The 20,934-nt window shown below is 75.0% G+C and carries 19 protein-coding genes; 7 read left to right on the top strand and 12 right to left on the bottom strand.

Going from position 1 to position 20,934, the window contains the following annotated elements:
- Positions 1-170 precede the first annotated feature (170 nt).
- From KG103_RS13925 to KG103_RS13940, 4 genes are all read left to right on the top strand, one after another.
- Positions 171-1,094 (top strand): hypothetical protein, encoded by a 924-nt coding sequence (locus KG103_RS13925; RefSeq protein WP_207339135.1) that lies wholly within the window; start codon positions 171-173, stop codon positions 1,092-1,094.
- A 558-nt stretch (positions 1,095-1,652) separates the two neighbouring features.
- Complete coding sequence (locus KG103_RS13930; protein WP_207339136.1) at positions 1,653-2,087, top strand: hypothetical protein; 435 nt, start codon at positions 1,653-1,655, stop codon at positions 2,085-2,087.
- Positions 2,084-2,362, top strand: coding sequence for a hypothetical protein (locus tag KG103_RS13935; protein ID WP_207339137.1), 279 nt, complete (start codon positions 2,084-2,086; stop codon positions 2,360-2,362). Before KG103_RS13930 ends, KG103_RS13935 begins: the two co-directional genes overlap by 4 nt.
- Positions 2,359-2,847, top strand: a complete 489-nt coding sequence (locus KG103_RS13940; protein ID WP_207339138.1) for a hypothetical protein — start codon at positions 2,359-2,361, stop codon at positions 2,845-2,847. The genes KG103_RS13935 and KG103_RS13940 overlap by 4 nt, the downstream gene beginning before the upstream one ends.
- 92 nt (positions 2,848-2,939) lie before the next feature.
- Here the strand turns inward: KG103_RS13940 and araA are convergent, their stop codons facing one another.
- The 7 genes from araA to KG103_RS13975 all read right to left on the bottom strand — a co-directional run bounded on the left by araA (position 2,940) and on the right by KG103_RS13975 (position 11,329).
- The gene (gene araA / locus KG103_RS13945) at positions 2,940-4,448 is read right to left on the bottom strand and encodes an L-arabinose isomerase (protein WP_207339139.1); all 1,509 of its coding nucleotides are present in this window, start codon (positions 4,446-4,448) and stop codon (positions 2,940-2,942) included.
- 25 nt (positions 4,449-4,473) lie between these two features.
- Positions 4,474-5,190: an L-ribulose-5-phosphate 4-epimerase gene (locus KG103_RS13950; RefSeq protein ID WP_207339140.1), complete on the bottom strand. Its 717-nt coding sequence runs from the start codon at positions 5,188-5,190 to the stop codon at positions 4,474-4,476.
- 95 nt (positions 5,191-5,285) lie between these two features.
- Positions 5,286-6,899, bottom strand: coding sequence for a xylulokinase (locus tag KG103_RS13955; protein ID WP_207339141.1), 1,614 nt, complete (start codon positions 6,897-6,899; stop codon positions 5,286-5,288).
- A 118-nt stretch (positions 6,900-7,017) separates the two neighbouring features.
- Positions 7,018-8,004, bottom strand: a complete 987-nt coding sequence (locus KG103_RS13960; RefSeq protein ID WP_207339142.1) for a LacI family DNA-binding transcriptional regulator — start codon at positions 8,002-8,004, stop codon at positions 7,018-7,020.
- Between the two features lie 81 nt (positions 8,005-8,085).
- A complete protein-coding gene (gene proC, locus KG103_RS13965; protein ID WP_207339143.1) occupies positions 8,086-8,910 on the bottom strand; it encodes a pyrroline-5-carboxylate reductase in 825 nt (274 codons plus the stop codon).
- 136 nt (positions 8,911-9,046) lie between these two features.
- Positions 9,047-10,615 carry a DUF7059 domain-containing protein gene (locus KG103_RS13970; RefSeq protein WP_207339144.1) on the bottom strand — a complete coding sequence of 523 codons (1,569 nt, stop codon included), beginning with the start codon at positions 10,613-10,615 and terminating at the stop codon, positions 9,047-9,049.
- Positions 10,616-10,636: 21 nt separating this feature from the next.
- Entirely contained in the window at positions 10,637-11,329 is a 693-nt protein-coding gene (locus KG103_RS13975; RefSeq protein WP_207339145.1) for an endonuclease/exonuclease/phosphatase family protein, read from the bottom strand.
- A 115-nt stretch (positions 11,330-11,444) separates the two neighbouring features.
- On the opposite strand from KG103_RS13975, the gene KG103_RS13980 reads away from it, so the two are divergent.
- Positions 11,445-12,119: a hypothetical protein gene (locus KG103_RS13980; RefSeq protein WP_207339146.1), complete on the top strand. Its 675-nt coding sequence runs from the start codon at positions 11,445-11,447 to the stop codon at positions 12,117-12,119.
- Between the two features lie 67 nt (positions 12,120-12,186).
- On the opposite strand, the gene KG103_RS13985 is transcribed toward KG103_RS13980, so the two are convergent.
- Both KG103_RS13985 and KG103_RS13990 read right to left on the bottom strand, forming a co-directional pair.
- On the bottom strand, positions 12,187-14,478 hold the full coding sequence (locus KG103_RS13985; RefSeq protein ID WP_207339147.1) for a sodium-translocating pyrophosphatase: 2,292 nt from the start codon (positions 14,476-14,478) through the stop codon (positions 12,187-12,189).
- A gap of 133 nt (positions 14,479-14,611) precedes the next feature.
- Positions 14,612-14,947, bottom strand: a complete 336-nt coding sequence (locus KG103_RS13990; RefSeq protein WP_207339148.1) for an STAS domain-containing protein — start codon at positions 14,945-14,947, stop codon at positions 14,612-14,614.
- Positions 14,948-15,113: 166 nt separating this feature from the next.
- On the opposite strand from KG103_RS13990, the gene KG103_RS13995 reads away from it, so the two are divergent.
- Both KG103_RS13995 and KG103_RS14000 read left to right on the top strand, forming a co-directional pair.
- Positions 15,114-15,680 (top strand): SigE family RNA polymerase sigma factor, encoded by a 567-nt coding sequence (locus tag KG103_RS13995; protein WP_207339149.1) that lies wholly within the window; start codon positions 15,114-15,116, stop codon positions 15,678-15,680.
- Positions 15,677-16,831: a hypothetical protein gene (locus tag KG103_RS14000; RefSeq protein WP_207339150.1), complete on the top strand. Its 1,155-nt coding sequence runs from the start codon at positions 15,677-15,679 to the stop codon at positions 16,829-16,831. Before KG103_RS13995 ends, KG103_RS14000 begins: the two co-directional genes overlap by 4 nt.
- A gap of 10 nt (positions 16,832-16,841) precedes the next feature.
- Here KG103_RS14000 and KG103_RS14005 read toward each other — a convergent pair whose 3' ends face one another.
- The 3 genes from KG103_RS14005 to KG103_RS14015 all read right to left on the bottom strand — a co-directional run bounded on the left by KG103_RS14005 (position 16,842) and on the right by KG103_RS14015 (position 20,933).
- On the bottom strand, positions 16,842-17,495 hold the full coding sequence (locus tag KG103_RS14005; protein ID WP_207801163.1) for an anaerobic ribonucleoside-triphosphate reductase activating protein: 654 nt from the start codon (positions 17,493-17,495) through the stop codon (positions 16,842-16,844).
- 104 nt (positions 17,496-17,599) lie between these two features.
- Positions 17,600-19,429, bottom strand: a complete 1,830-nt coding sequence (locus KG103_RS14010; RefSeq protein ID WP_207339151.1) for a ribonucleoside triphosphate reductase — start codon at positions 19,427-19,429, stop codon at positions 17,600-17,602.
- A gap of 133 nt (positions 19,430-19,562) precedes the next feature.
- Positions 19,563-20,933 carry an enterochelin esterase domain-containing protein gene (locus tag KG103_RS14015; RefSeq protein ID WP_213319921.1) on the bottom strand — a complete coding sequence of 457 codons (1,371 nt, stop codon included), beginning with the start codon at positions 20,931-20,933 and terminating at the stop codon, positions 19,563-19,565.
- Position 20,934 lies beyond the last annotated feature (1 nt).

The following is a 20,934-nucleotide window of genomic DNA, read 5'->3' on the forward strand; positions in this document are numbered from 1 at the left end:
CACCCACCCCCACCGCCGGTCGCGCGGACGGGTCCGGCAGCGGCCGGGCGCCCGCGGCGGCACCTTCGGGCCGGTCGCTGTCTCCACCGGTCGGGCCGGCCGGCCGGGCCGCACGGCGCGACCGGTGCCGTGCAGGTGTCGCGACGCCGCCCTTCGGGCAGGATCGGCGCGTGCGGAGACGGCCGGGCCTCGTGGCGGTGCTCGTCGTGCTCGTGCTCCTGTCGACGCCGGTCGCGCTCGTCGGCGTCTGGGCACGCACCACGCTGCTCGACACGGACGACTGGCTCCGGCTGGTCGAGCCCCTCGCCGACGATGCCCGGCTGCAGGGTGCGGTGGCCGACCGGGTCGCCGGCGGGGTCACCGCGGCGCTCCCGCTGGACGACGTCGTCGGCCTGCTGCCCGGGACCCTGGGGGACGACGCCGCCGCGGGCGTCGAGCAGCGGGTGGCGGGCGTCGTCCGGGAGCGGTCCCTGGACGCGGTGGGGTCCGACGGGTTCGCCGCCGCGTGGGCGAGCGCGAACCGCACGTTCCACGGCCAGCTGGTCGGCACGCTGCGCGGGGGCCCCGGGGCGGCGGCCCAGGTCGACGCGCAGGGACGGCTCACCCTGGACCTGACCGGCCTGGCCGACACGGTGCGCGGTGCGGTCGTGGCCGTCGGGGTACCGGACAGGCTCGTGCCGCACGTCACCGTCGTCGTCCCGGTCCTCGACGGCGGGACGACCGCCCGGCTGCAGCAGACCGTCGGCACGGCGGAGCGCGCCGCCGGGTGGGCCCCGTGGGTCGCCGTCGCGGCCGCCGTGGGTGCCGTGGCGCTGGCCCGACGCCGGGCCCGGGCCGCCGCGTGGGTCGCCGGCGCGGTGGTGCTCGGCGCGCTCGTGGTGCTGGTGGGCGTGCGCGTGGTGCGGGCGGGGGTGCTGGCGGGTCCCGCCGCGGCGTTCCTCGGTGACCCGGCCGTCGCACTCGTCGCCGACCATGTCGCCGCCGGGCTCGTGACGACGACGTGGTGGGTCGGCGGCGCCGGCCTGGCGGTGCTCGTCGGCGCCGCGCTGGCGGACGCCGTGACCCGGCGCCCGGCTCGCGTCAGGGGTGACTGAGCACCGCGTCGACGATCACGATGAGCATGGCGCCCGTGGTGGCCAGGAGGGCGCGCAGCGCCCAGACCAGCGTGCGTGAGTGCGTCCGCACGACGACGCTCCCTTCTGCGCGTCACCGTTGACGCGCCCAGCACGTCACCGTTGACGCGCGTTCCTCCGACCGTACGTCGCGTCCCGGGCCCGCGCATCGGCAGGTCGGGTGACGTCGCACGTCAGAGGGCGAGGACGAGGCCGAGGCCGAGTCGGACGGCGGGCCTCCGGACGGACGACGCAGGCTCTGGACACCCCGCCCCGGGGTGCGAGACCGTTCGCACGTTCCCCCACCGGTCCGGCAGCGCCGTGCCACGACGAGGAGTCCTCATGCGGATCGCCAGCACCGCCGCCAGGGTGGCCACGGTGGCTCTCCTGACTCTCACGCTGGTGGCCTGCGGTGCAGACTCCCCCGGCACCCGGGCGACCAGCACCCCGGAAGGCCCGGAAGACGGGCGAGGCGCCACGGCACCGGACGCCACAGCGGTCGGCGATGACGCAGCGTCCGGGGAGGACGCAACGGGCCGGGTGGGAGCGGAGGGCGACTTCGCCGCGGTGCTCCACGAGTACCGGGCGACGATGGACGTCCTGACACTCCCCGCCGGGGTCACCCTGCCCGAGCCCGTGGACCCCGGGCCCGAGGAGCTTCCCGGTGCCACGTCCGCGGACGGCACGGACGAGCCCGGCCGCTTCGCCGCCGGCGCGTACGAGCCCGGCTACGGCATGACCGTCGCGCACAGGGGGTGGTTCTGCGCCTGGGAGCGGGAGTGGCTCGCCCAGCGGGGCGTCGACCCCGCGGCGGAGGCCGCGGCGCTCGCGACGCTGGAGACGATGCCCGCGACCGAGACCTGGGCCCGGTTCATGGACGAGACGACCCAGGAGAGCATCCGCGTGAACCTCGCGAAGGCCGCGGCGGGCGACCCGACGGGCGTCCAGGCCGACGTCGACAGGAACTGCCGATGACGAACGGCGGGGTCCTCGCCGAGCGGCTCGCCCGCGCCGCCGCGGACGCCGACGCGCGAGCCGGCACGGACTACGTGACGTTCACCGACCCCCGCCCGGCGTTCGAGGGCAAGGGCATCTGCGGGTCGCCGGAGAACATCCACGCGGGCGTGCTGACGCCGACGGACGGCGACATGCTCGCCATCGGGTCGCAGCAGTCCTTCCACCCCAAGGCCGAGGGTTACCTCGACTTCGCGTGGGCGATGAACCTGACGCTCAACCCACCGGTACCGTGAGTGGTCGACTGCGCACCATCGCCCTGGCTGTCGTCCTCTCCCTGGCCGGGACGACCGGGGGATGCGCACCGGGACGCGACCGCGAGGGCGAGGCCCGCGACGCCGCGCTCGACCGCGTCCGCTACCTGCGGTCGCTCCTGGGGGAGCTCCTGGAGGACGCGGGCCCGCTCCCGGACGAGGAGTTCGAGGCCTTCGTCACCACGGAGGTCGGCGACCGCTTCGAGGGATCGCTCGACCCGACCGGCTTCCACGACGGCCGGGCGACCTGGCGAGGTGCCGCGCTCGGCTCGGTCGCGGGACCGCTGAAGTCCCAGGTCGCCGCAGCCGCGTGCTTCGACGTCGAGATCGAACGGGGGACAGCGACGGTGACGTTCGACGACGCACCGTGCTCCGAGCAGGTTCGACGAACGCTCGGTGTCACTGGCAACGAGGACAACGTCGTCGGCGTCGACCTCCTGCCCACGGTCGACGACCCCACGCCATGACCGGCGGGCTCACGACCCCGGCGAGCCGCCGCTGACGGGCGAGGGCGGGCACCGGCCCAGGGCCGGTGCCCGCCCTCGTCGTGCGTGACGCGTCAGAGGCCCTGGGCGACCCGGTAGTACACCTGGTTCCACCGCACCTGGTCGGCGAAGCCGCGACGGGTCGTGGACTCGTCGATGACGAGCAGCTCGGTGCGGGCCAGCTCGGCGAAGATCTCCCACGCCTCGATGCCCACGGCCGTGCTCAGCACGGTGTGGTGCGCGCCGCCGGCGGTCAGCCAGCACTCGGACGACGTGGTGAAGTCCGGGCGGGGCTCCCACACGGCACGCGCGACCGGCAGGTTCGGCAGGTCGGCCGTCGGCGGGACGATGTCCACGACGTTCGCCGTGAGGCGGAACCGCTCGCGCATGTCGGCCATCGACACGACGACACCGGGACCGGAGTCGGCGTTGAAGACCATGCGGACCGGGTCCTCCTTGCCGCCGATGCCCAGCGGGTGGATCTCCACGCGGGGCTTCGACGTCGTGAGGGTCGGGCAGATCTCGAGCATGTGCGCGCCGAGGATCTTCTCCGCACCGGGCGTGAGGTCGTAGGTGTAGTCCTCCATGAGCGAGGCACCGCCGGGCAGCCCGGCGCCCATCACCTTGGCGACGCGCACGAGGACGGCCGTCTTCCAGTCGCCCTCGGCGCCGAACCCGTAGCCCTTGGCCATGAGCCGCTGCACGGCCAGGCCGGGCAGCTGGCGCAGGTCGCCCAGGTCCTCGAAGTTCGTCGTGAACGCCATGGCGCCGCGCTCGGTGAGGAAGCGCTCGAGCGCGATCTCCTGGCGGGCGGCGTAGCGCAGCGACTCGTGACGGTCGCCGCCGCGGCGCAGCTCGGGGACGACGTCGTACAGGTCCTCGTACTCCGCGACGAGCGCGTCGACGCTCGCGTCGTCGACGGCCTCGACCGCGGCGACCAGGTCGTTGACGCCCCAGGTGTTCACGGAGACACCGAGCCGGATCTCCGCCTCGGTCTTGTCGCCCTCGGTGACGGCGACGTTGCGCATGTTGTCGCCGAAGCGCACGAGGCGCAGGTCCTGCGCGGCCTGCCAGCCGGCGGCGGCGCGCACCCAGGTGCCGATGCGTGCGGTGACGGCCGGGTTCGACACGTGGCCGGACACGGTGGTGCGGGCGACGCCCAGGCGCGTGGCGATGTACGCGTACTCGCGGTCGCCGTGCGCGGCCTGGTTGAGGTTCATGAAGTCCATGTCGATGCTGTCCCACGGCAGCTCGACGTTGGCCTGCGTGTGCAGGTGCAGCAGCGGCTTGCGCAGCAGGTCCAGGCCCGTGATCCACATCTTGGCGGGGCTGAACGTGTGCATCCACGTGATGACGCCCAGCACCTTGTCGTCGCTGTTGGCGTCGAGCACCGCGCGGCGGATGGCGTCCGAGTCCTTGAGGACCGGCTTCCAGACGACCTTCGCCGGGACGTCGCCGGACGCGTCGAGCGCCGCGGCGACCTCCTGCGACTGCTCGGCGACCTGGCGCAGCGTCTCCTCGCCGTACAGGTCCTGCGAGCCGGTGAGGAACCAGATCTCCTGGTCGGGGTATGCCTTGCTCATCGTGCATCTCCTCCGTGGGCCGGCATCAGTGCTGGCCGTAGACGTTCTGGTAGCGGGCGTACAGCGAGTCGACGTCGCTCTGCGCGATCGGCAGCGGCTCGCCGAGCTGGCGGCTGATGTGGACGGTCCGCGCGACCTCCTCGACCATGACCGCGGCCTTGACGGCGGCCTTGGCGTCCTTGCCGATCGTGAAGGGGCCGTGGTTGCGCATGAGGACCGCGGGGCTGCGGGACTCGCGCAGGGTCTCGACGATGCCGCGGCCGATGGAGTCGTCGCCGATGAGCGCGAACGGACCGATGGGGATGTCCCCGCCGAACTCGTCGGCCATCATCGTCAGCACGCACGGCACCGGCTCGGCGCGCGCCGCCCAGGCCGTGGCGTACGTCGAGTGCGTGTGCACGACGCCGCCCACGTGGGGCATGTGCGTGTAGACGTACGCGTGCGCGGCGGTGTCCGACGACGGCGCCCGGTCCCCCTCGACGAGGTTCGCCTGCAGGTCGCACACGACCATCGACTCCGGCGTCAGCTCGTCGTACGTGACGCCCGACGGCTTGATGACGAGCAGGTCGCGCTCGCTCGGGCCGGCGGGGTCGACGACGACGCGCTGCGAGACGTTGCCGGCCGTCCACACGACCAGGCCCCACCGGGGCAGCTCGGCGTGCAGCGCGCTGACCTTCTCGCGGGCGCGCGCGACGGCCTCGCGGACGTCGGGCCCGTAGGCGTCCAGTGCTGTGGTGGTCATCCGGCCTCCTGCGTCGGTGCCCGCGGTGGCGGGCGGTGTGGTCCGGCGCGCGGGCGCCGGTGCGCGGTCGTGCCGCGCGTGGTCTCAGGTGGTGCTCAGAGCACCTCGGTCGCGGTGCGCTCGACGGCCAGGCCGGCCTCGTAGCGCTCGAGCCAGGCGGCGTAGCCGGCGACGTCCGCCGGGTCCGGGTGCACGACCTCGATCTCGGCGTCCGCGAAGACGTGCGTCGTCAGGTAGTCGCCCAGGTCCTGCGTCGCGCCGCTCGCGAGGTACCCCGCCAGCACGGCGATGCCCCACGCGCCGCCCTCGCCCGCGGTGCGCCCGACGGCGACCGGGGTGTCGACGGCCGCCGCGAGCAGCCGCTGCGCGACGCCCGCGGTGCGGAACAGCCCGCCGTGCGCGTACATCGCGTCGACCTCGACGCCCTCGGCCGCGAGGATCCGCATGCCCAGGCTCAGGGTGCCGAACGCGCCGTAGACCTGCGTGCGCACGAAGTTCGCCAGGGTGAGCCGGCTGTCGGGGGTCCGCACGATCAGCGGGCGCCCCTCCTCGAGCCCGGTGACCGGCTCGCCGGCCAGGTAGTTGTACGCCAGCAGCCCGCCGCCGTCGGCCTCGCCCTCGAGCGCCTCACGCAGCAGGACGCCGAAGACCTCGTCCGCGCCGGCGTCGGAGCCCAGCGCGGTGGCGAACCGGCCGAACACGCTGGCCCACTCCCCCAGCTCGCTGGCGCCGTTGTTGCAGTGGACCATCGCGACCAGGTCACCGGCGGGGGTGGTCACCAGGTCGATCTCGTGGTGCACGGTCGCGAGCGGCTTCTCGAGGACGACCATCGCGAAGATGCTGGTCCCGACGCTGGTGTTGGCGGTGCGCGGGGCGACCGAGGCGGTCGCGACCATGCCGGTGCCGGCGTCACCCTCCGGCGGGCAGAGCCGGGTGCCGGCGTGCAGCGTGCCGGACGGGTCCAGCAGCGCGGCGCCCTCGTCGGTGAGGTGGCCCGCCTCCTGCCCGGCGACCAGCACCTGCGGCAGCAGGTCGGCGAGGTGGTCGACCGGCAGCCGGTCGGCCACGTGCGCGTCGAAGCGGGCGAGCAGGTCGGCGTCGTAGTCGCGGGTCGCGGGGTCCACGGGGAACATCCCGGACGCGTCGCCGACACCGATGACCTTGCGGCCCGTCAGACGCCAGTGCACGTAGCCGGCGAGCGTCGTGACGAACCGCACCTGCGGCACGTGCGGCTCCTCGTCGAGGACCGCCTGGTACAGGTGGGCGACGGACCAGCGCTGCGGGATGTTGTACCCGAGCAGCTCGGTCAGCTCGGCCGCCGCGGGCCCGGTCGACGTGTTGCGCCACGTGCGGAACGGCACGAGCAGGTCGTCGTCGGCGTCGAAGGCGAGGTAGCCGTGCATCATCGCCGAGACGCCGATCGCGGCGACGGCCGACGGCCGCACGCCGTGGCGCCGCTCGGTGTCCGCGATCAGGTCGGCGACGGCCGCGCGCAGCCCGTCCCACACCGCGTCCAGCGAGTAGGTCCAGACCCGGTCGACGAGCTGGTTCTCCCACGCGTGCCCGCCGCTGGCCAGCGGGACGTGGTCGTCGCCGACCAGGACCGCCTTGATGCGGGTCGAGCCGAGCTCGATGCCGAGGGTCACCCGCCCCTGCTCGATCGCCTCGCGGGCCCGGCCGTCACGGGTGTCGTCGTCGTGGTGCACCATCGCGCGCTGCTCCCTCTCCGGGCCGCATCGCCCGGGGTCCGTCGTGCCGTCCGGGCGATCGTGCCACGTCCGGCGCCCGATGTTAACGCTCACATGAGTCGGGGCGCCAACCCCGCGGTCAGCGCCCCTGCAACGCGCCCGACGACGCCCGCACCACCAGCTCCGGCGCGATCGACTGGTGGCCCGGGGCCCCGCCCGCCAGCGCGTCCGCGACGGCCTGCACCGCCCGCCGGCCCAGCTCGTCGAACCCCTGACGCACCGTCGTCAACGGCGGGGTGTAGAACGCCGTGCCCGGCTCGTCGTCGAACCCGACGACCGCGACGTCGTCCGGTACCCGCGCACCGGCCTGTGCGAACGCGGCCAGCAGGCCCAGCGCCAGCTGGTCGTTCGCCGCGAAGACCGCGTCCGGCAGCCCCTCACGCAGCAGGTCCTGCCCCACGGCGAACCCGTCCGCCGCGGACCAGCCGCCGCGGCGCTCGTCGGGGACCGCCGCGCCCGCGGCCTCGAGCGCCTCGCGCCAGCCGCGCAACCGGTCCCGCGCGTCGTACCACTCCTGGGGTCCCGCGACGTGGACGACCATGCGCCGGCCCGTCGCCAGCAGGTGCTCGGTGGCCAGCCGGCCGCCGGCCACCTGGTCGACCGCCACCGTCGGCAGCCCGACGCCCTCGCGACCGGACGACACGAGCACGACCGGCACGGGCAGCCGCACCCCGCCGACGGCGTCCACCGTCCCGCTGCGCGGCGCCACGACGACCACACCGTCGACACCCTGCGCCAGGAAGTGCTCCACCGCGGCGACCACCTCGGCCCCGCTGAACTCCCGCAGCGTCGCGACCGACACGTAGAAGCCCGCGTCGCGCGCGGCCTGCTCGAACGCGACGAGGGTGCTCGTCGGGCCGAAGAGCGCCGAGGCGGGCGTGATGACGCCCAGCGTCCCCGTACGCCGCGTCACCAGGGCGCGGGCCGCGAGGTTGGGCCGGTAGCCCAGCGTGGCGATCGCCTCGAGCACGCGCTCCCGCGTCGCCGGGCGCACGCTCGGGTGGTCGTTGAGGACGCGCGACACGGTCTGGTGGCTGACGCCCGCGAGCGCCGCGACGTCGTTCATCGCCGGCGGGCGCCCGTCGCGCCGCGTGCGCGGGGACGCCGGCCGCCCGGTCGTCGCCGGCCGTGGTTCCGGAGCCACCGCTCAGCCCGCGCCGAGCTCGCGCGACCGTTCCGCCGCCGCGCGCACCCCCGCGACCAGCCCGGCCCGGACCGCGTGCGCGTCGAGCGCCGCGACGCCCGCGACCGTCGTCCCGCCGGGCGACGAGACGCGCTCGCGCAGCACGGCCGGGTGGTCACCGGTCTGCGCGACCATCGCCGCGGACCCCTCGACGGTCGCGACGGCCAGCCGCGACGCGAGGTCGCGCGGCAGCCCCAGCAGCACGCCCGCCTCGGCGAGCGCGTCGATCACGTAGAAGGCGTACGCCGGCCCCGACCCGGACAGCGCGGTGACCGCGTCGAGGTGCTTCTCGGCGACCCGCTCGACCAGGCCCGTGGCGGCGAGCATGCGCTCGACCAGCGCGAGGTGCTCCGCACCCGCGTCCCGGCCCGGGGCGATCGCGCTCGCGCCCTTGCCGATGAGCGCCGGGGTGTTCGGCATGACCCGCACCACCGGCGTGCCCGCGGGCAGCGCCTCCTCGTACACCCGCAGCGGCACGCCGGCGGCGACGCTGACGACCAGCGCACCGGCGCGCAGGCCGGGCGCGACCTGCGCCAGCACGGCCGGCACGACGTCGGGCTTCACGGCCAGCAGGACGACGTCCGCCCCGGCGACCGCGTCGTCGTTGCCCGCCGTCCGCACGCCGTGCTCCTCGGCGAGCGCGGCCGCCCGCGCGACGTCCTGGTCGGCCACCGTGATGCGGTCCCCCGGCCAGCCGCCCGTGCGCAGCGCGGCCACGAGCGTGCCGCCCATCACCCCGCCGCCGAGCACCGCGACCGTGGGCGTCCCGCCGTGGTCCTGCGTCGTCATCGTGCCTCCTGCACTCCCGGCCGCGCCGCCGCGGCCAGGGCGAGCCTACGACCAGCGGGGACCCGGCCACGGGCCCTCCCACCCGCGAGAGGTCGGTCCAGCCCTCGCAGCCGCCCGGGCAGGTGCGCCCGGCCGGTCAGGCGGGAGTGAGCAGCCCGTCGGCGAGCAGGCCGCGGACCGTCGGCAGGACGTCGGCGGCGACGTCGGACGCGGGGACGTCGAGCAGCGCGCCCAGCGCGCCGATGATCTGCCCCGCGGTGAGCTCCCCGTCGCAGGCGCCGACGAACGCGGCCAGGGCGGTGCCGGCCTGCACGGTGCGACCGAACCCGCCGCCCTGCCGCAGGAGCACGACGCGCGGGTCGGACGCACCGGGCTGGAGGTAGCGCTCCTCGGTGACGTCGGGGGCGTGCACCAGCCGCAGGTCCGCCAGCGCGGTGTCGGACAGGCCCGTGACGAGGTCGTGCGCGGCGAGACCCGCGGCGATGACGGGACCGAGCGGCTGGCGGACCGAGCCGGTGACCGACTCCAGGCGTCGCAGGGTCGGCGGCCCGTCGACCGGACGACGCAGCGTGACCACGCCGAACCCGACGGCCGCGACGTCCCGCGACGCCAGGTCGTCCAGCCACGCGCCGTAGCGGGAGGTCCACGCGTCCCGGTCGGCCGGTGTCGTGCCGCCGTCGCGGATCCACGTCTCGGCGTACTGCGCCGGGTCCTGCTCGTCACGCTGCACGACCCACGCGTCCAGCCCGGAGGCGTCGACCCAGGCGCCGATGCGCTCGTGCCACTCCTCGCCGTCGCGCACCTCCCAGTTGGCCAGCATCTGCGCGACCCCGCCGGGCGCGAGCACGGCGCCGACGCCGGTGACCAGGTCCCGCACGAGGTCGTCACCCGACCGCCCGCCGTCGCGGTAGTCGTACGCCGGCACGTCGGCGCGCCGCGGGGTGATGACGAACGGCGGGTTGCTGACGACCAGGTCGAACGTGTCGCCTGCGACCGGCTCGAGCATCGACCCGGCGCGCAGCTCGACGCGGTCCGGCCCGAGCCCCGCGAGCGCGGTGGTGAAGCGTGCGAACGCCAGCGCGCGCGCCGACAGGTCGGTGGCGACGACGTGCTGCGCGTGCCGGCTGGCGTGCAGCGCCTGCACGCCGCAGCCGGTGCCCAGGTCCAGCACCCGGCGGCGGGGGTCGCGGACCGTGGCCTGGGCGAGGGTCACGGACGCCCCGCCGACGCCCAGCACGTGGTCCGTGCGCAGCGCCGCCCCGGTGGCGAGCTCGCCCAGGTCCGAGGCGACCCACCACGCGGCCTCGCCGGTGCCGTCCGTGGCGGCGTACGGGCGCAGGTCGACCGTGGCGCGCACCTCGTCGGCGGAGCCGTGGCCGGCCGCGTCGACCAGCCCCAGGCGGCGGGCACCCTCGACGCCGAGCGTCGGCAGCGCCCCGGCGAGGGCGTCGGCCCGCACCGGCGCACCGAGCACGAAGGCCCGGGTCAGCACGGCTGCCGGGTCGCCGCCGGCGGGCGCCCCGGGGGCGGTGGCGCGCAGCGCGGGCAACGACTCGCCGCGGTCGAGGGCGCCGGACGCGACGGGTCCCAGCAGCTCGGCGACGTGCTCGACGGTGTACCCGGCCGTGGTGAGGTCGGCGCGGAGCGCGTCGAGGAGCTCGGGGACGACGACGGGGGTCTGCGGGGTGGCGCTCACGGGCTCCATCGTCCCAGGCGGCCGCACCGCTCAGGGCACGGGCAGGCGCAGGTCCACCACGAGGGGACGGTGGTCGCTGGCCACCCCGGCGCCCGCCTCGTCCGGCACGCGGGCGCCGAGCACCGCGAGCCGGGCGTCGGCCAGGACCACGTCGATGCGCAGCCGCGGGACGTCCGCCGGGTACGTGGGCGTGTCGACGCCCACGACGCTGGCGGCGTCCAGCAGCCCGCCCGCACCGAACGCGCCCCACGACGGGCCGCCGGGTCGCTCGTTGAGGTCGCCGGCGACGACGAGCGGTCCGTCGCCGCCGTGCAGCAGGCGACGCCGGACCAGGTCCACGTGCCGGGCCCGCTCCTCGGCACGCAGCCCGAGGTGCACGACGACGACCCGCACCCCGTCGACGAGCGCGGTGGCCACGCCCCGCCGGGTGAGCCCCGGCGTCAGCGGCATCCGCACGGCGGACGCACCGCGGACCGCGCGGTGCGGCACCACCAGCAGCGCGGTCGTGCGTGCACCGCGTCCGCCGACCACCACGCGCAGCCCCGTGCGGGACGCGAACCGCCGCAGCCGCCACCGGCCCCGCCACCCCCGCGGCGGCTCCTGGACGGCCAGCACGTCGGGTCGCGCGGCCCGGACGACGTCGACGAGCGCGCGGACGTCACCGCGCAGGCCACGCAGGTTGTAGGTCATCACCCGCAGGGTGCCGACGTCGCGCGCATCCACCGTCCGTCCCTCCGTCGGTCCACGGGTTGCGCGCGAGCGTACCGGCCCGCGGCGTGGCGTACGTTGGACGCGACCGAGAACCGCTGCGCGTGCGCGCACGACGAGGGGACGGACCGTGCGACGTGCGACAGCGACGGTCCTGACGGCCGCGACCGCGCTGCTGCTGGCGGCCTGCACCGGTGGCGGCGACGCCCCGTCCACGCCGACGACCGCGGGCGCGACCACGCAGTCCCCCGGCGCCACGGCCGCGCCCACCACCGGCGACGACGAGCCCGTCGCGGGCGACGCCGTCCAGGACTGCCTGCTCGGCACCTGGCGGCTGGACCTCGCGGCGATGCAGGACGACCTGCGCGGGCTGCTGACCGCAGCGGGGAACGACCAGGACGCGGTCGAGGTCGTCGTGGGTGGCTCGTCGACGTACGAGTTCGCCGCCGGAGGACGGTTCGGCGCCACCGTGGACTCCACGTCGTCGATGACGATCGCGGCCGACGGTGCCGAGCTGTCGTCGTCGTCACGGTCCGCGGGCGACCTGACGGGCACGTGGTCGCTGACGGACGACCAGCTGACCATCTCCGACGTCGACACCTCCGGCCTGCGGGTCACGACGACGGGCACCCTGGACGGCGAGGAGCTCGACGTCCCGGACGGCGCCGCCGAGGACGCCATCGAGGCCCTGCCGCCGACCGTGTCGACGGCGACCTGCAGCCCGAGCACGCTGACGCTGGTGTCGACGCTGCAGGCCGACGAGAGCAGCGAGCCGACCACGTTGACCTACACGCTGCGCCGCTGAGCCGGACACCTCGCCGGGCGCGGCGCCGCCCTCCCCCGCGGCGCGGAGGAGGGCGGCGACCCGGCGCTCAGGGAACCAGCTGGACCTCGTGCTCGAGGCGACCCTCACGGTCGACGCGGGCGGCGCGCAGCCGCGAGGCGATGACCGCGCCGAACGCGATGGCCGTGGCGACCAGCGCGATGGACAGCCGCACCACGTGGTTCGCGTCGTCGCCGACCGACACGGCGACGATGGCCGGCGCGATGAGCACGGACACGAGGTTCATCACCTTGATGAGCGGGTTGATCGCCGGTCCGGCGGTGTCCTTGAACGGGTCACCGACCGTGTCGCCGATGACGGCGGCGGCGTGGGCGGGCGAGCCCTTCCCGCCGTAGCTGCCGTCCTCGATGATCTTCTTCGCGTTGTCCCAGGTGCCGCCGGAGTTGGCGAGGAACACCGCCATCAGCACGCCGGACCCGATGGCACCGGCCAGGAAGCCCGCGAGGGGCCCGACGCCGAGCCCGAAGCCGACGGCGATGGGGGCGAACGCCGCGAGGAGGCCCGGGGTCGCGAGCTCGCGCAGCGAGTCGCGGGTGCAGATGTCGACGACGCGCGCGTACTCGGGCCGCACCTCGCCGGTCATGATCCCCGGGTGCTCGCGGAACTGGCGCCGCACCTCGAACACGATGGCGCCCGCCGCGCGGGTCACGGCGTCGACGGCCAGGCCGGAGAACAGGAACACGGTCGCGCCGCCCAGGATCACCCCGACCAGCGTGATCGGGCTGATGATGTCGTACGACATCATCGCGACGACGAGGTCCCCGCCGACGTCGCCCGTGATCTGCGACAGCGCCTCGCGCACGGCGTCGGCGTAGGAGCCGAACAGCGCCGTGGCGGCCAGCACGGCCGTCGCGATCGCGATGCCCTTGGTCACCGCCTTCGTGGTGTTGCCCACGGCGTCGAGGTCCGTGAGGATCTGCGCCCCCTCGGGCGACACGTCGCCCGACATCTCCGCGATGCCCTGCGCGTTGTCGCTGACGGGGCCGAACGTGTCCATCGCGACGATGACCCCGACGGTCGTCAGCAGGCCGCAGCCCGCGAGCGCGATGAGGAACAGCGCGAGCGGCACCGAGCCGCCGGCCAGCAGGAACACGCCGCAGATGGCGGCCGCGATGATGCCCGCGGTGTACACCGCGGACTCGAAGCCCACGCCGATGCCGGACAGCACGACCGTGGCCGGGCCGGTGAGCGTCGTGCGGGCGACGTGCAGCGTCGGCTTGCTCGTCGTGCCGGTGAAGTAGCCGGTGACCCACAGGATGACGCCGGCCAGCACCACGCCGATGAGCACGGCGGCCGACGCGACGAGCCGCGGGTCGCCCGCGTGCCCCTCGAGCCCCGCGGTGCCGCCGGTGAGGGTGGCGAACGACGCCGGCAGGTACGCGTACGCGGCGACGGCGGCGAGCACGACGCCGACGAGCGCCGAGACGTAGAAGCCGCGGTTGATGGCCGTCAGGCCGCTCTCGGCGCCGCGCACCTTCGTGATCGCCACGCCGAGCGCGGCGACGAGCGCCCCGACCGCGGTGACGATCAGGGGGAAGACCATGCCCTCCTCGCCGAACGCCGCACGCCCGAGGATGAGCGCGGCGACGAGCGTGACCGCGTAGGACTCGAACAGGTCGGCGGCCATGCCCGCGCAGTCGCCGACGTTGTCACCGACGTTGTCGGCGATCGTCGCGGCGTTGCGGGGGTCGTCCTCCGGGATGTTCTGCTCGACCTTGCCGACCAGGTCGGCACCGACGTCGGCGGCCTTGGTGAAGATGCCGCCGCCGACGCGCATGAACATCGCGAGCAGGGCGGCGCCGAACCCGAAGCCCTCGAGCACCGCCGGGGCGTCCCCGCGGTAGACCAGCACGACCAGCGCCGCACCGAGCAGACCGAGCCCGACGACGGCCATGCCGACGACGCCGCCGGTGCGGAACGCGATCCGTGCGCCCTCCGCGCGACCGTCCGGCCCCGACGCGGCGGCCGCGACGCGCACGTTGGCGCGCGTGGCCAGCCACATGCCGAGGAACCCGATCGCGGCGGAGAACCCGGCCCCGACGAGGAAGAAGATGGAACGCCCGAGCTTGACCCCGCTGTCACCCGGCAGCAGGAAGAGCAGGGCGCAGACGATCGCGGCGAACAGCGCGAGGGTCCGGAACTGCCGGCTCAGGTAGGCCGACGCGCCCTCCTGCACCGCCTGGGCGATCTCCTGCATCGAGGCCGTGCCCTCGCCCGCCGCGAGCACCTGGCGGCGCAGCACGGCGGCGACCACGAGGGCGGCCAGTCCGACGACGGCGATCGCCGCGACGATCGTGATGCTCGTGGTACCGAGCTCCATGCATCCTCCTCGACACACCGGCGCCGCCCCCTGAGCGCGCCGGGCCGCCCGGCCCCGTTGCCGGCGAACCCGGCGAGTCTAGCGACAGGTGTGACGTAGATCGCACCTGTCGAGACGTCCGGGACGCCGGGCGTCAGGACGCGAGCGCGTCCACCAGCGTGTCGTGGATCGTGAACACCTGGGTGAGGCCGGTGATGCGGAAGACCTTGAGCAGCCGCTCGGAGTCCACGACGAGCACGAGCCGGCCGCCGAGCAGGCGCGCGCGCTTGAGGGCGCCCACCAGCAGACCCAGGCCGGTGGAGTCCATGAACGTCACGCCGGTCAGGTCGACGACCAGGTCGGTGCGGCCGTCGGACAGCAGCACGGAGACACGCTCGCGGAGCCGGTCGGCGGAGGCGACGTCGATCTCGCCCGCGACGCGCAGCACCGTGCGCACGCCGAAGTCCTCGGTGGTGACCTGCACGTCCATCGACGTCCTCCCGGCTGTGGCGTCGAGGTGCATTCAAGCACCCGCCGGGGTTCATCCCTCATCGTTCTCGTGATTCGGTGCGCGAGACCCAACGTTTCGGACGCCTCGTCCGTCACCATGGATGACGGGGCGTGCCGTGCGCTGCCGTGCCGACGACGGGAGCACCGTGACGCCCTGGCCGGATGCGCTGGACGAGCTCGTCCGCACGCGCGGCCGCGCGCTCGTCGGGTACGCGTACCTGCTGACGGGTGACGCGCGCGAGGCGGAGGACCTGGTGCAGGACGCCCTGGTCCGCACCTTCACCCGCGGCCGTGGGACGCGGGAGGTCGCGTCCGCCGAGGCGTACGTGCGCCGCGCGATCCTCACGACGTACGTCGACGGGTTCCGCCGCCGGCGGCACTGGGCCACGATCCGGCACCTCGCCGCCGTGCCCGAGCCCACGCCGCCCGACGGGCCGGACGCCGGGCCGGAGCCCGTGGTCACCACGCGCATGGCTGTGCAGCAGGCGCTCGCGCTGCTGCCGCCCCGCGAGCGCGCGTGCATCGTCCTGCGCCACTTCGAGGACATGACGGTCGCCCAGGTGGCCGACGCCCTCTCCCTGTCCGTCGGCACCGTGAAGCGGTACCTGTCGGACGCCACCCGCACGCTGGAGTCGCGCCTGGGCTCGCTCGCCGACGAGGAGCCCGCGCACCACATCGACGAGGTCCTCGTCGACGTCCGGAGGTCACGATGAGCACACGGCTGGGTCTCGCGCTGCACGACGTCGCCGACGCCGCCGCGCACGCGAGCGCCTTCGGGGACCCGGACGACGGCACGACCGTCGCCACCGTCCACCGGCTCGCGAGCCGGGTGCGCCGGCGACGGGCGACCCGCGCGGCCGGCACCGTCACGGTGGCCGCGAGCGCCGCCGGTGCGGTGGTCCTGGTGGGCCCGCAGCTGACGGCCGACCTGTCCCCCGCCGCGGACCCGGACGCCGACCCGGGCACGTGCCGGTCCTCGGTGGCGACGCTGCCGTCCGGCGCGGACGACACGCTGGGGGTCGACCTGGGGTTCGCGGCCGCCGACGGCACGGAGACGGTCGGCGGCCCGGGCAACGACGGAGGCGTCGGCACCTGGCAGGCCGACAGCATCGACCTGGTGGTGGCCGTCTCGGAGCTGCCCGCCGCGACCACGGACCCGTCCCGCCTGCGGTTCCTGGTGACGCGCAAGGAGGTCGTCGTCGCGACGGCGCAGCAGCCGGTCGACCACGCGCCGACACCCTCCGGGCAGCTGCTCGCCGAGATGTACGGCACCGACCGTCCGCCCGTGGACGACCCCGGGACGACCCTGCACGCGCTGCGGGGCAGCGAGACGTTCTGGACGCAGTCCCTGGTGGACGGCGGCCCGGGCCCGATCGCGCAGCGGACCCCGATGGGCCTGGCGGCGTGCGACGGTTCCGGTCCGCTGCTGCCGGGCGAGTACGACGTGTGGGTGACCGCCGTCGACGCCGCGGGCACCGCGCACGGCGCGGCCGGACCGTGGGAGCTGACGGTCGCACCCGCCGAGCGGCGGCTGGACGCGCGGCTGCCCGACGGCTTCCCGCGCGACGTCCCGCTGATCGGTGGGCGCCTGGTGGCCGCCCACCCGCACGGGGCCGGCTGGGCTGCGGAGGTCGCCGCCGACGGCGAGGACCGCGGCCGCGTGGCGTGGGACCTGCTGGCGGACGCTCAGGCGGAGTCGCTCGACGAGCCGGTCACCGTGCCGCCCGACCCGTTGTCGGGTGCGACGTTCTGGGCCGGGTACCACGTCGACGACTGGCTGGTCGACGCGATCCCGTCGCGGACCGCCGACGGTGAGCCGTCGGTGGTCTACGTCCTGCGGCCCGGGCCCGACGTCCGCCCCTGACACCCGCCTCTCAGGCCCGGTGCAGCCGCTCGCGCGGCAGCGTCGCCAGGGCCTGCCGGTACTCGTCCGTCGTCCCGTCCGGGCGGACCTGCTGCAGGACGTGGTCGCGCACCCCCAGGTCGGCCAGCAGCGTGCTGAGCTCGGCGACGTCCTCGTCCATCAGTACCGTCGGGTCGACCGTGGTGCGGACCTGCACGTCGACGCCGCTGTCGAGGACCAGCCGCAGGGACGCGAACGCCTTGTCGGCGGCCGTCGTCGGGCCGCCCGTGCGGGTGATCGCCCGGTACAGGTGGGCGGGCGCCTTGACGTCCAGCCCGACCCAGTCGACGTACGGGAGCAGCGCGGGCAGCCGCGCCGGGTACGCGCCGGCCGTGTGCAGCCCCACGAGGAACCCGGCGTCCTTGACCTGGCGCGCGGCGGCCACGACCCCCGCCTGGCGCGTGGGCTCCCCGCCCGACAGGACCAGCCCGTCGAGCAGGCCGCGGCGCCGGGCCAGCAGGTCGGTGACGTCCGACCACGGCACCACACCGGGCAGGCACGGGTCGAGGATCGCGCTGTTGTGGCAGTAGGTGCAGCGCCAGGGGCAGCCCTGCAGGAACGCCGTGGCGACCAGCCGGCCCGGCCAGTCGACCGTGGACAGCGGCACCAGACCAGCGATCTGCAGGGTGTCGGCACCCGCGTCGGGGGCTGCGTCGGGGGCCGACGGGTGGGGACGCGCCGGTCCGGGCGCACCCCGCACGGTGCGCCCGGACCCGGTGTCGTCGGGTGTCACGCCCGCGCCCCCGCGGGCTCGCGGAACGGCACGCGCTCGGCGTGCTCGCCCTGCTTGCCGATGTTGAAGGAGCTCACGGGCCGGTGGTAGCCCATGACCCGCGTCCACACCTCACAGGTCGTGGTGACGCCGTCCTCCTCGCACGTGGGGCACACGTGGTGCTCACCGGCCAGGTACCCGTGGGCCGGGCAGATCGAGAACGTCGGGGTGACGGTCAGGTACGGCAGCCGGAACCGCGTCAGGGCCCGCCGCACCAGCTCGCGGCACGCCTCCGGCGTGGAGATGCGCTCCGACATGTACAGGTGCAGCACGGTCCCGCCGGTGTACCGCGTCTGCAGCTCGTCCTGACGCTCGAGGGCCTCGAACGGGTCGTCGGTGAAGCCCACCGGCAGCTGCGAGGAGTTGGTGTAGTACGGGTGGTCCGGCGTCCCGGCCTGCAGGATCGTCGGGAAGCGCTTCTTGTCCTCCTTGGCGAAGCGGTACGTCGTACCCTCCGCCGGGGTCGCCTCCAGGTTGTAGAGGTTGCCCGTCTCCTCCTGGAACTCGACCATGCGCGCGCGCACGTGGTCGAGCACGCGCAGCGCCATGGCGTGGCCGCGCTCGTCGGTGATGTCGTACAGGTCACCGGTGTAGTTGCGGATCATCTCGTTCAGGCCGTTGACGCCGATGGTCGAGAAGTGGCTGTCCAGCGAGCCGAGGTAGCGCCGCGAGTACGGGAACAGGCCGTCGTCCATGAGCCGCTGGATGGTGGTGCGCTTGAGCTCCAGCGAGGTGCGCGCCAGGCCCAGCAGCCGGTCGAGGTCGGCCAGCAGACCCGCCTCGTCACCGGGGTGCGTGAAGCCCAGGCGCGCGCAGTTGATGGTGACGACGCCGATCGAGCCGGTCTGCTCGCCGGACCCGAACAGGCCGTTGCCGCGCTTGAGCAGCTCCCGCAGGTCCAGCTGCAGGCGGCAGCACATCGAGCGCACGTCGCCGGGCTCCATGTCGGAGTTGATGAAGTTCTGGAAGTACGGCAGCCCGTACTTGGCCGTCATCGCCCACAGCCGCTGCGCGTTCTCCGACTCCCAGGGGAAGTCCTTGGTGATGTTGTACGTCGGGATCGGGAACGTGAACACGCGGCCCGACGCGTCACCCTCGGTCATGACCTCCATGTAGGCGCGGTTGATCATGTCCATCTCGGCCTGCAGGTCGCCGTACGTGAAGTCGCAGGGCTCGTCCGCGACGAACGGCGTCTGGTCGGCGAGGTCCGCCGGGCACGTCCAGTCGAACGTGAGGTTGGTGAACGGCGTCTGCGTGCCCCAGCGCGACGGCACGTTCAGGTTGTAGATGAGCTCCTGGATCCCCTGACGGACCTCGGTGTAGGTCAGGGCGTCGAGCCGCACGTACGGCGCCATGAACGTGTCGAAGCTGCTGAACGCCTGCGCCCCGGCCCACTCGTTCTGCATCGTCCCCAGGAAGTTGACGATCTGCCCGATCGCGGCGCTGAAGTGCCTGGGCGGGCGCGCCTCGACCTTGCCGGGGACGCCGTTGAGACCCTCCTGCAGCAGGGTGCGCAGCGACCAGCCGGCGCAGTAGCCGGACAGCATGTCGAGGTCGTGGATGTGCAGGTCGCCGTCCCGGTGCGCCTGGCCGACCTCCGCCGGGTAGATCTCGCTCAGCCAGTAGTTGGCGACGACCTTCCCCGCGGTGTTGAGGATCATGCCGCCGAGGGAGTACCCCTGGTTGGCGTTCGCGTTCACCCGCCAGTCGCTGCGGTCGAGGTACTCGCCGACGGTCGACCCGACCTCGACGACGACCGGCGTGCCGGTACGGCCCTGCTGCGACATGCGTGCGCTCCTTCGGTGTGCTGCTGCGTCCCTCTGAGTGGAACACCAGCCAACGCCGAACGACACAACATGTTGTGGTCCAACACGCGCGACACGCCCACATGTGCGGTCCTGAGTGGTCTCGCGCGGCCGCTCAGCAGGACGTAGGTCCCGCCGGCGAGGTGATTCCGGCGACGCGCGTCGGGTCGGCGGCGCCGTCGCACGGGTCCGGCGGCAGCAACCGCGTGAGCCCGTCGAGCATCCCCGGCCACCACCACGCCCAGTCGTGCCCGCCGGTGACCTCGACGACGTGCGGCGACCGGCCGTCCGCCACGAGCGCGGCCGCCAGCTCGCGCGTGCCGCGCAGCACCTCCGGCTCGTGGACCCCGGCCTGCAGCGCCACCCGCACGTGCCGGGGAGCGGCACGCAGCACGTCCCGCAGGTCGAACCGCCACAGCGACGGGGACTGCGCCAGCGCCGCGCCCACCCGGTCGCCGCCCAGGGCCACCAGCCACAGCGCGCCCAGCCCGCCGAAGCTCGCGCCGGTCGCCACGACGCGCGTCGGGTCGGCCGGCAGCGCCCAGCGTCCGGCCAGCACGGGCAGCAGGTCGTCGAGGACGAACCGCGTCGTCCCGCCCGGCACCCCCAGCTCGTCCCAGCGCGTGGCCACCGTGCCGGAGTCGACGAGCACCGCCCGCAGGGGCGGCAGGGCGCCGTCCGCGACCGCTGCGTCGAGCGACGCGGCCAGCGGCACGGACCGCGCCCACACCTGGCCGTCGTGGACGACCAGCAGCGGCGCCTCACGGTCGTCCGGCAGGCCCGGCGTGGTGTGCAGCCAGACGCGCCGGGCCCGCCGGTGCGCCGTCGCCGGCAGGACGAGCTCGGCCGGCGGTGTCGGGCGGCCCGGCACCCACCAGCGGTGCGGCGGGGCCGCAGGGCCCTGCGCCACGGACACCGCCGCATCGTGCATGGTCCCCATGACCCGGGGGTTGGCGGGGTCGGGCCGGCCGGCCATCGCGGCCAGCCGGACCGCGCGCCGGTCGTCCGCGGTGCGCCACGGCGGCGGTCCGTCACCCCGGTGCGTCGTCAGCACGTACGACCCGCGCCAGTCGCTCGGCAGCCGGTACGTGATCGTCCAGACGTCGCTGCCCCGCAGGCGCACCAGCTCGCTCGCCCCGACGTCCCGGTGGTCGAGCAGCCCGTTCGCCGCCAGCACCACGGCCCGGGCGTCCCCGTCCTCGTACCACCACGTCAGCGTGCACGTGCCGCCCTCGTCGACGACGACCGGCGAGCCCGCGGCGCGCAGCCGGGCCAGCAGGCCCCGGCGCCCGTCGTGGTCGGCACCGGCCCACGCACGCTCGACCGGACCCACCACGCGCGGCACCGGCACCCCGGGCGGGGCGACCGGGTGCCGCTCGTCGAACCGCCACCCGGCGGCCTCGTGCACGCGCGGGGCCGGACGCTCAGCGGGGCGGGTCACGGCGTCCGGGGTCACAACGTCCGGGGTCACGGCGTCCGGGGTCACG

Source organism: Cellulomonas wangleii (assembly GCF_018388445.1).
In the GTDB taxonomy this organism is placed as follows: Bacteria; Actinomycetota; Actinomycetes; order Actinomycetales; family Cellulomonadaceae; genus Cellulomonas; species Cellulomonas wangleii.

Bases quoted from the DNA above. Each gene is read 5' to 3' on its own strand.
- KG103_RS13935 (WP_207339137.1), top strand. From the start codon at position 2,084: ATGACGAACGGCGGGGTCCTCGCCGAGCGGCTCGCCCGCGCCGCCGCG.
- araA (WP_207339139.1), bottom strand. From the start codon at position 4,448: ATGAGCAAGGCATACCCCGACCAGGAGATCTGGTTCCTCACCGGCTCG.
- proC (WP_207339143.1), bottom strand. From the start codon at position 8,910: ATGACGACGCAGGACCACGGCGGGACGCCCACGGTCGCGGTGCTCGGC.
- KG103_RS13960 (WP_207339142.1), bottom strand. From the start codon at position 8,004: ATGAACGACGTCGCGGCGCTCGCGGGCGTCAGCCACCAGACCGTGTCG.
- KG103_RS13985 (WP_207339147.1), bottom strand. From the start codon at position 14,478: ATGGAGCTCGGTACCACGAGCATCACGATCGTCGCGGCGATCGCCGTC.
- KG103_RS13955 (WP_207339141.1), bottom strand. From the start codon at position 6,899: ATGGTGCACCACGACGACGACACCCGTGACGGCCGGGCCCGCGAGGCG.
- KG103_RS14010 (WP_207339151.1), bottom strand. From the start codon at position 19,429: ATGTCGCAGCAGGGCCGTACCGGCACGCCGGTCGTCGTCGAGGTCGGG.
- KG103_RS13950 (WP_207339140.1), bottom strand. From the start codon at position 5,190: ATGACCACCACAGCACTGGACGCCTACGGGCCCGACGTCCGCGAGGCC.
- KG103_RS13970 (WP_207339144.1), bottom strand. From the start codon at position 10,615: ATGGAGCCCGTGAGCGCCACCCCGCAGACCCCCGTCGTCGTCCCCGAG.
- KG103_RS13990 (WP_207339148.1), bottom strand. From the start codon at position 14,947: ATGGACGTGCAGGTCACCACCGAGGACTTCGGCGTGCGCACGGTGCTG.
- KG103_RS14000 (WP_207339150.1), top strand. From the start codon at position 15,677: ATGAGCACACGGCTGGGTCTCGCGCTGCACGACGTCGCCGACGCCGCC.